Below are 6,506 nucleotides of genomic sequence, written 5' to 3'. Positions count from 1 at the left end.
CCGTAGGCCCGCTCCCGGCAGCCACGGGACCTCCCGATCTCCCCCCTCCCGCGGTGTTATGGCCCCGGCCTCCGCCCTCCTCCTACGGTGTTATGGCCCCGGCCTCGTCACGGCACCGTCGGCGCCCGTCACGGCACCGGCCCGCCCGCCACGGCACCGGCAGCGCCCGTCAGGGCGCCGGGGTGGTGTGGCGGGCCCGTCGCCAGCGGGCGTAGCTCGGGCTCAGCTCGGCGGCGTCGCGGTGCGCGGCGCGGGCGTGCGCCAGCGTGGTCCGTGCCGCGTCGGCGGCGGGCGCGCCCGGATGCCACCCGAGCAGGTGCCGCCACAGCAGCGGTGCCCCCGCCAGTGGACGGGTCACCAGTCCCGGTGTCGGCGGGAACGTCGCCCGGCACAGGCCCACCGCCCGCCCCACCTGCACCAGATGCACACAGGAGGCGGTGTCCGTCTCGTACACGGCCTGCGGCGTGAACCCGGCGCGGGCGCAGGCCGCGGCGAAGCACTCCGCGAAGCAGCCGTCGCCGGGCACGTTCGTCCAGCGCGCCCCGGCGAGTGCGGCGAGCGGCACCTCGTCGCGGTCCGCGAGGGGGTCCTTCTCGGGAAGCATGACGAACACCGGGTCGACGGCCACCTCGCGCCAGGCCACTTCCGCGCCCGCCGCGGTGAACGGTGGCGGGCTCTGGCCGCACGCCCCCGTGAGGGCGTAGTCGATCCGCCCCTCGGTCAGCAGGCCGGCCAGTTCGACGGCCGACCACGACGTGTACGTCGTCACCGACGCGCTCGGGTAGGCGTCGGCCAGCCGGTCCACCAGGCCGCCCAGCAGGGGGCCGTGGGTGCCGCCGAGCCGGAAGCGGGCGGGTCCGCCCTGCCCTGCGGCCCGCTCGCGGCTGAACCTGCGCGCACTGACCTGGAGCTCGGTCACCGCGGGCACCAGCACCCGGGCCCGCTCCAGCACCAGTTCCCCCAGTTCGGTGGGCCGCACCCCGTGCGGGCCGCGGACGAACAGTTCACCGCCGAGCGAGCGCTCCATCCGTTTCAGCTGCGCGCTCAGCGCGGGCTGGGCGAGCCCTAACCCGGTGGCCGCCCGCGTCAGGCTGCCCGCCTCGGCGATGGCCGAGACGACCTTGAGGTGTCTCAGTTCCAGATCCATGTCCTTACGGTGGGGCGGCCCACGGGCCCCGACAAGAGGCGTGCCCCACCCGGCGCCCGGCTCCCGCCCTCGCGAGCGCCCGGGCCGAAGTGGGTGGCTGGTCCGCGCGACGAGTATGTTGTCGTACAGCAAGTGTCACGGGAGAGGAAGAAGGGCGGGACATGACCAGCACGGGTGACGCCTGTGGCATCGCGCACCCGGACGAGGCGCGGACGGAAGTCGTACGGCTCCCCGGCGGTGCCAGCCTATGGGTGGTACGCGCCGAAGGCGGCCTGCGGGACGCCGGCCACCCGGCGCTGAGCGCCGCCACGCCGCACGCCTTGGAAACCGTGGCCGTGGTGATCGACCTGACCTGGGTGCCGCTGGTCTCCGCCGCCGGCGTGCGCGCCCTCGTCTCCCGCGCCCACGACCTGGCGGACGGCGGGATCAAGCTGCTGGTGGCCACCACCGACGAGACGATCGGCCGGGTGCTGGCCGCGGACGGCGCGCTCACCGTCGTCCCCGGCGTCGCGGAGGCAGCCGCGACCTGCACACCGGGCAGCGCGGCTGACGGCGTCGTCGGCGGGGACGGCCTCGTCGGCCTCGGGGACGGCCTCGATAGCGGCGACGACAGCCGCGTCGTGGTCGGCGGAGACGGCGTGGCGGGCCCTGGGGGCAGCCCGGCGGGCCCTGGCGGCAGCCCAACGGCCTCTGGCGGCAGCCCGGCGGGCCCTGGCGGCAGCCCGACGGCCTCTGGCGGCAGGCCGGCCGGCCCGGGCACCGGGGTGGCCGCGGACACGGACGCGGACGACCGGGCCGGAGAGCAACTGGTCCGGTTGCGCGCGGAGGTGCGCAACCTCCGCGCGAAGGCACGCACGCACCCGCTCGTCTCCCGCGCCCAGGGCATCCTCGAAGAGCGCTACCGGCTGCCGGACGACCGCGCGGCCTTCCACCTCATGGAGGCCAGCTCGCAGCGGTTCAACGTGCGGCTGCGCACGCTCGCCTCCGCCGTCGTGACCGTTCCCCGCCCCCGCTCCCCGCACGCCGAGTGGTTCCCGGGACGCGAACGGCGCATACCGCCCGCGCTGGCGTTCCACTCCGGCCTGCGCGCCGGGTCGGCGAACTCCTCCGAGGTGCTGGGCGCGGTACTGCGCCGCAGCATGGAGATCACCGAGACGACGATGGGCAACGTGCAACTCGTCGATCCGGTCACGGGCAGCCTGCGGCTGGAGAAATCCCGAGGGCTCGACGAGGACTTCGAGGAGTTCTTCGACCGCGTCGACCACACCCGCACAGACGGCGCGGAGACCTCCTGCGCGGTGGCCGCCCGCCTGGTCGCCCGCGTCACCGTCACCGACGTGGCGACGGACACGGTCTTCACCGAGCGCGCCAGGCGGGTCCTGCTGGCGGCGGGCAGCCGCGGCTGCCACAGCACACCGCTGACCGCCGCCCCGGGCCGGCTCCAAGGCGTCGTCTCCACCCACCACACCCACCCCGTGCGGGCACTCACCGCGGCGCAGGCGCGGGCCCTGGACGAGATGGGAGCCCAGGCGGGCCGCTGGCTCGACTGGTACCAGCGCACCGTCGTCCTCGACGCCCTGGAGGACCTGCACCACAGAGGAAGCACCTGGGCCTAGAGCCGTCGAAAGTCCTTCGCCCCGTTCGTGTCTTCCAAGCCCGTAGTCCGCGCGCCGAGGGAGCCCAGCAGCGCACCTCCCGCGAACACCAGCCCGACGGACACGATCTTGGCGGCCAGAGGCCCCAGCAGCGGGAGGGGCACGGCGTCTTCCCACCCCCAGTAGGTCCACGTCCCCAACAGCGCCCCGAGGACGACCAACGCGACCGCACCCCAGGCCGCAGGCTTCGCCCACCAGGCCGGCTTGGGCGCGCCCTCCGGTGCAGCGGTCCGCTCCACGTCCTTGTCGGCCACAGCCAACTCTCCCTCGTGTGCAGTGACGAGCGTGAGGGAGGACGCGAGAGTCCGGCAGGACAGTTCGCCGCCCGGCCCGGCCGGCTCGCCCTCCCCCGGCCACGACGGCGCTGCCTCTCGGGCCCGGACAGGCCAGGCCGCTCCCGTCCGACCGGCGGATCACGTGGCGCACGGCGCCCTCGCCAGCCTCGGCCGGCGGGGGCGTTGACGCAGCTCACGCGGCCGGATGACGATGCGGGCATGAGCGCAGCCGCAGCCCCCTGCCCATCGTCGTCTCGCCGGTCCTTCCCAGGGGGGAAGGGATGAGCGCCTGCTGCGGTCCTGACCGTGCGGCGGGGCCCACGGCGGCCCCCGCCGCGGAGGCGGACTTCGCGGTCCCGGCCCGCTCCCGTGCCGACGTTCTGCGCGGCATGGTCCGCGTCCCGGGTGGCCCCTTCCTGATGGGAGGGGACGACGCGGACGCCGTCCCGGTGGACGGTGAGGGGCCGGTGCGCGAGGTCACCGTCTCGTCCTTCCACATCGACGCGACCTGCGTGACGAACGCCAAGTTCGCCCGCTTCGTCAAGGCGACGGGATACCGGACGGAGGCCGAACGCTTCGGCTGGAGCTACGTCTTCGGCCCGTTCGTCCCACCCACGGCCGAGACTTCCGTGCTGCCCGGCACCGTGCCGGGCGCCCCCTGGTGGCGGGCGGTGGAGGGCGCGTACTGGCGGGCGCCCGAGGGGCCGGGCTCCTCGGTCGGGGAGCGCGGCCACCACCCCGTCGTCCACGTCTCGTGGCACGACGCGAGCGCCTACGCGCGGTGGGCGGGCAAGCGGCTGCCCACCGAGGCCGAGTGGGAGAAGGCCGCGCGCGGCGGCCTCGTCCAGGCCAGGTTCCCCTGGGGCGACGAACTCTCCCCCCGGGGCCGGCACCGCTGCAACATCTGGCGGGGCCGCTTCCCCGCGCACAACACCGGGGAGGACGGCCACGTGGGTACGGCCCCGGTCAACGCGTTCGGGGCGAACGGGTACGGCCTGTACAACACGTCGGGCAACGTGTGGGAGTGGTGCGCCGACCGCTTCTCCCCGGACTGGCACGCCGCGGACCGTCCCGAGACGCGGACCGACCCCGCCGGGCCCCCTCAGGGCGCCAACCGTGTGCTGCGCGGTGGCTCACACCTGTGCCACCACACGTACTGCAACCGGTACCGCGTCGCCGCCCGCACCGCGAACGCGCCCGACAGTTCGACGGGACACGGCGGGTTCCGCTGCGCGGTGTCGGAGTCGGCGCTGCCGGATCACTGATCCTCCGTGGACCGGGCCCACGCGATCCGGTGCACGTCCCGCAGCGCCTCGACAAGACGGGCCGCGACGTAGCGCACCTGCTCGACGGTGGCCTTGCGGTCGGCGAGCAGGTCGTCGGCGTACCCGATCAGGTCCCGCGCCATGGCGAGCTGGACGGCCTCCACGTCGTCGGCCAGCCGCGAGACGGGCCCTGTTCCGTCGCCGACGACGTAACAGGGCTTCCCCTCCGGCGTCTCCCAGGGGAGCAGTCGAGCCATTTCGTGCGCCTTTCTCCGTCTGTAGCGAACCCCTCACACGCTGCAACGGGGATCGCTACGCTGACGAGGGGGTCCGGGGTGACACCGCCTTCGTCGCGAGGGAGCGCACGATGAGTAACGCCTATGGGGAATGGCTGCGGGCGCGGCGCGAGGCCGCGGGGATGACACAACAGGAGTTGGCGGACCTCGCCTTCATGACACGGTCGCACATCTCCCATATCGAGGCCGGGCGCCGCGTCCCCTCGGAGGAGGACGCCAGGCGCCTCGACCGCGCGCTCAACACCGGCGACGTACTGAGCAGTTTCCGTCCCCGGCAGGACGACAACGAGGCGGTCGCCGACTACTTCGAAGCCGCGCTGGTCCTGGAACGACAGGCCACGGCCATCCGGGAGTTCGGGCTGTCGTTCGTACCCGGCATCCTCCAGACGGAGGCGTACGCGCGAGCGGTATTGCGGGGCGGCTTCCCCCCGTTGGGCGACGAAGAACGTGACCGGCTCGTCGTCACACGGCTCAAGCGCACGAAGGTCCTCGACTCGCCGGTGACACCGGTGGTGTGGGCGCTGCTCGACGAATCGGTGCTGCGCCGACCGGTGGGCGGCGCAGCCGTGATGGCGGAACAGTGCGCCCATCTCGCGCGCCTGGTCGAGACCGAACGCATCCGCCTGCACGTGCTGCCGCTGGGTCTGGGCATCCACCCGTTGCTGGCCAGCATGCTCAGCCTGATGTGGTTCGAGGACCAGCCGCCGGTTGCTTATACGGAAAGCCTGCGACTGGGCAGGGTCCATGATGCGCCGTCAGTAGTTGAGCAACTACAAAGCCGATACGCTTTGGCCATGGGCGACGCGCTCCCGTTGAAGGAGTCTCTTCGCCTACTGAGGAAATCAGCGAAGGGATACGTAGACGATGAGTGAGCGCACCCTCCCGGACGCTTCCATGCTGCACGGCTGGCGCAAGTCGTCCTACAGCAACGACGAAGGTGGCAGCTGCCTCGAAGTCCTCGACACGGACAGCGCCACCATCCCCGTCCGCGACTCCAAAAACCCGCACGGCCCCGCCCTCCTGCTCCCCTCCCCCGCCTGGACGTCTTTCATCGACTCCCTCAAAGCGAGTCACTACCACGGGTGAGGCGGCAGGACTGCACAAGGCGGGCACGTCACAAGGGGGTACGAAGACGATGAGTAAGCGCACGCTTTCCAACGCGTCCACGCTGCACGGCTGGCGCAAGTCGTCCTACAGCAACGACCAGGGCGGGAGCTGCCTCGAAATCGTCGACACGGACAGCGCCACCATCCCCGTCCGCGACTCCAAAAACCCGCACGGCCCCGCCCTGCTGGTCCCCTCAGCCTCCTGGGCCGCCTTCATCGACTCCCTCAGGACAGACCACTACCGCAGGTGAGCGTGCCGTTCCACACAACGCGGGCATCGGACTCCGGCGCCCCATCCCACGCCCGCGAGGGCGAAGTCGCAAAGGGGCACGTAGACGATGAGTAAGCGCACCCTCCCCGACGCGTCTGCGCTGAGCGGCTGGCGCAAGTCGTCCTACAGCGGTAACGAGGGCGGCAGTTGCCTCGAAGTCGTCGACACGGACCCCGCCACCATCCCCGTCCGCGACTCCAAAAACCCCCAAGGCCCCGCCCTCCTACTCCCCTCCCACGCCTGGGGCGCCTTCATCGACTCCCTCAAAGCGAGCCACGACCACGGGTGAGGCGGCAGGGCTGCACAAGGCGGGCACGTCACAAGGGGGTACGAAGACGATGAGTAAGCGCACGCTTTCCAACGCGTCCACGCTGCACGGCTGGCGCAAGTCGTCCTACAGCAACGACGAAGGTGGCAGCTGCCTCGAAGTCCTCGACACGGACAGCGCCACCATCCCCGTCCGCGACTCCAAAAACCCCCAAGGCCCCGCC

At 72.6% G+C, this 6,506-nt stretch carries 10 protein-coding genes; 8 read left to right on the top strand and 2 right to left on the bottom strand.

Annotated elements, in window-relative coordinates:
- Positions 1-169: 169 nt before the first annotated feature.
- Entirely contained in the window at positions 170-1,147 is a 978-nt protein-coding gene (locus tag AB8Z75_RS30275; RefSeq protein ID WP_369207557.1) for a LysR family transcriptional regulator, read from the bottom strand.
- A gap of 161 nt (positions 1,148-1,308) precedes the next feature.
- Between AB8Z75_RS30275 and AB8Z75_RS30270 the strand changes: the two genes are divergently transcribed.
- Positions 1,309-2,763 carry an ANTAR domain-containing protein gene (locus AB8Z75_RS30270; RefSeq protein ID WP_369207555.1) on the top strand — a complete coding sequence of 485 codons (1,455 nt, stop codon included), beginning with the start codon at positions 1,309-1,311 and terminating at the stop codon, positions 2,761-2,763.
- Here AB8Z75_RS30270 and AB8Z75_RS30265 read toward each other — a convergent pair.
- The gene (locus AB8Z75_RS30265; RefSeq protein WP_369207553.1) at positions 2,760-3,056 is read right to left on the bottom strand and encodes a hypothetical protein; all 297 of its coding nucleotides are present in this window, start codon (positions 3,054-3,056) and stop codon (positions 2,760-2,762) included. The genes AB8Z75_RS30270 and AB8Z75_RS30265 overlap by 4 nt on opposite strands.
- Before the next feature lie 302 nt (positions 3,057-3,358).
- Here AB8Z75_RS30265 and AB8Z75_RS30260 point away from each other — a divergent pair, with 302 nt between their 5' ends.
- The 7 genes from AB8Z75_RS30260 to AB8Z75_RS30230 all read left to right on the top strand — a co-directional run.
- Entirely contained in the window at positions 3,359-4,342 is a 984-nt protein-coding gene (locus tag AB8Z75_RS30260) for a formylglycine-generating enzyme family protein (RefSeq protein ID WP_369207551.1), read from the top strand.
- A gap of 141 nt (positions 4,343-4,483) precedes the next feature.
- Complete coding sequence (gene cas5, locus AB8Z75_RS30255; protein WP_369207561.1) at positions 4,484-4,555, top strand: CRISPR-associated protein Cas5; 72 nt, start codon at positions 4,484-4,486, stop codon at positions 4,553-4,555.
- A gap of 154 nt (positions 4,556-4,709) precedes the next feature.
- Positions 4,710-5,510 carry a Scr1 family TA system antitoxin-like transcriptional regulator gene (locus AB8Z75_RS30250; protein ID WP_369207549.1) on the top strand — a complete coding sequence of 267 codons (801 nt, stop codon included), beginning with the start codon at positions 4,710-4,712 and terminating at the stop codon, positions 5,508-5,510.
- Complete coding sequence (locus AB8Z75_RS30245; RefSeq protein ID WP_369207547.1) at positions 5,503-5,724, top strand: DUF397 domain-containing protein; 222 nt, start codon at positions 5,503-5,505, stop codon at positions 5,722-5,724. Before AB8Z75_RS30250 ends, AB8Z75_RS30245 begins: the two co-directional genes overlap by 8 nt.
- 49 nt (positions 5,725-5,773) lie before the next feature.
- Positions 5,774-5,995 carry a DUF397 domain-containing protein gene (locus AB8Z75_RS30240; RefSeq protein WP_369207545.1) on the top strand — a complete coding sequence of 74 codons (222 nt, stop codon included), beginning with the start codon at positions 5,774-5,776 and terminating at the stop codon, positions 5,993-5,995.
- A gap of 87 nt (positions 5,996-6,082) precedes the next feature.
- Positions 6,083-6,304: a DUF397 domain-containing protein gene (locus tag AB8Z75_RS30235; protein WP_369207543.1), complete on the top strand. Its 222-nt coding sequence runs from the start codon at positions 6,083-6,085 to the stop codon at positions 6,302-6,304.
- Positions 6,305-6,353: 49 nt separating this feature from the next.
- A partial coding sequence (locus AB8Z75_RS30230; protein ID WP_369207559.1) for a DUF397 domain-containing protein occupies positions 6,354-6,506 on the top strand: 153 nt, incomplete at its 3' end.

This window comes from Streptomyces sp. PU-14G, from assembly GCF_041028275.1.
GTDB lineage: Bacteria > Actinomycetota > Actinomycetes > Streptomycetales > Streptomycetaceae > Streptomyces.
The sequence above is the reverse complement of the archived record's forward strand: the minus strand, read 5'-3'. Positions and strand labels throughout refer to the sequence as shown.

Bases quoted from the DNA above. Each gene is read 5' to 3' on its own strand.
- AB8Z75_RS30260 (WP_369207551.1), top strand. From the start codon at position 3,359: ATGAGCGCCTGCTGCGGTCCTGACCGTGCGGCGGGGCCCACGGCGGCC.
- AB8Z75_RS30250 (WP_369207549.1), top strand. From the start codon at position 4,710: ATGAGTAACGCCTATGGGGAATGGCTGCGGGCGCGGCGCGAGGCCGCG.
- AB8Z75_RS30235 (WP_369207543.1), top strand. From the start codon at position 6,083: ATGAGTAAGCGCACCCTCCCCGACGCGTCTGCGCTGAGCGGCTGGCGC.
- AB8Z75_RS30240 (WP_369207545.1), top strand. From the start codon at position 5,774: ATGAGTAAGCGCACGCTTTCCAACGCGTCCACGCTGCACGGCTGGCGC.
- AB8Z75_RS30245 (WP_369207547.1), top strand. From the start codon at position 5,503: ATGAGTGAGCGCACCCTCCCGGACGCTTCCATGCTGCACGGCTGGCGC.
- AB8Z75_RS30270 (WP_369207555.1), top strand. From the start codon at position 1,309: ATGACCAGCACGGGTGACGCCTGTGGCATCGCGCACCCGGACGAGGCG.
- AB8Z75_RS30275 (WP_369207557.1), bottom strand. From the start codon at position 1,147: ATGGATCTGGAACTGAGACACCTCAAGGTCGTCTCGGCCATCGCCGAG.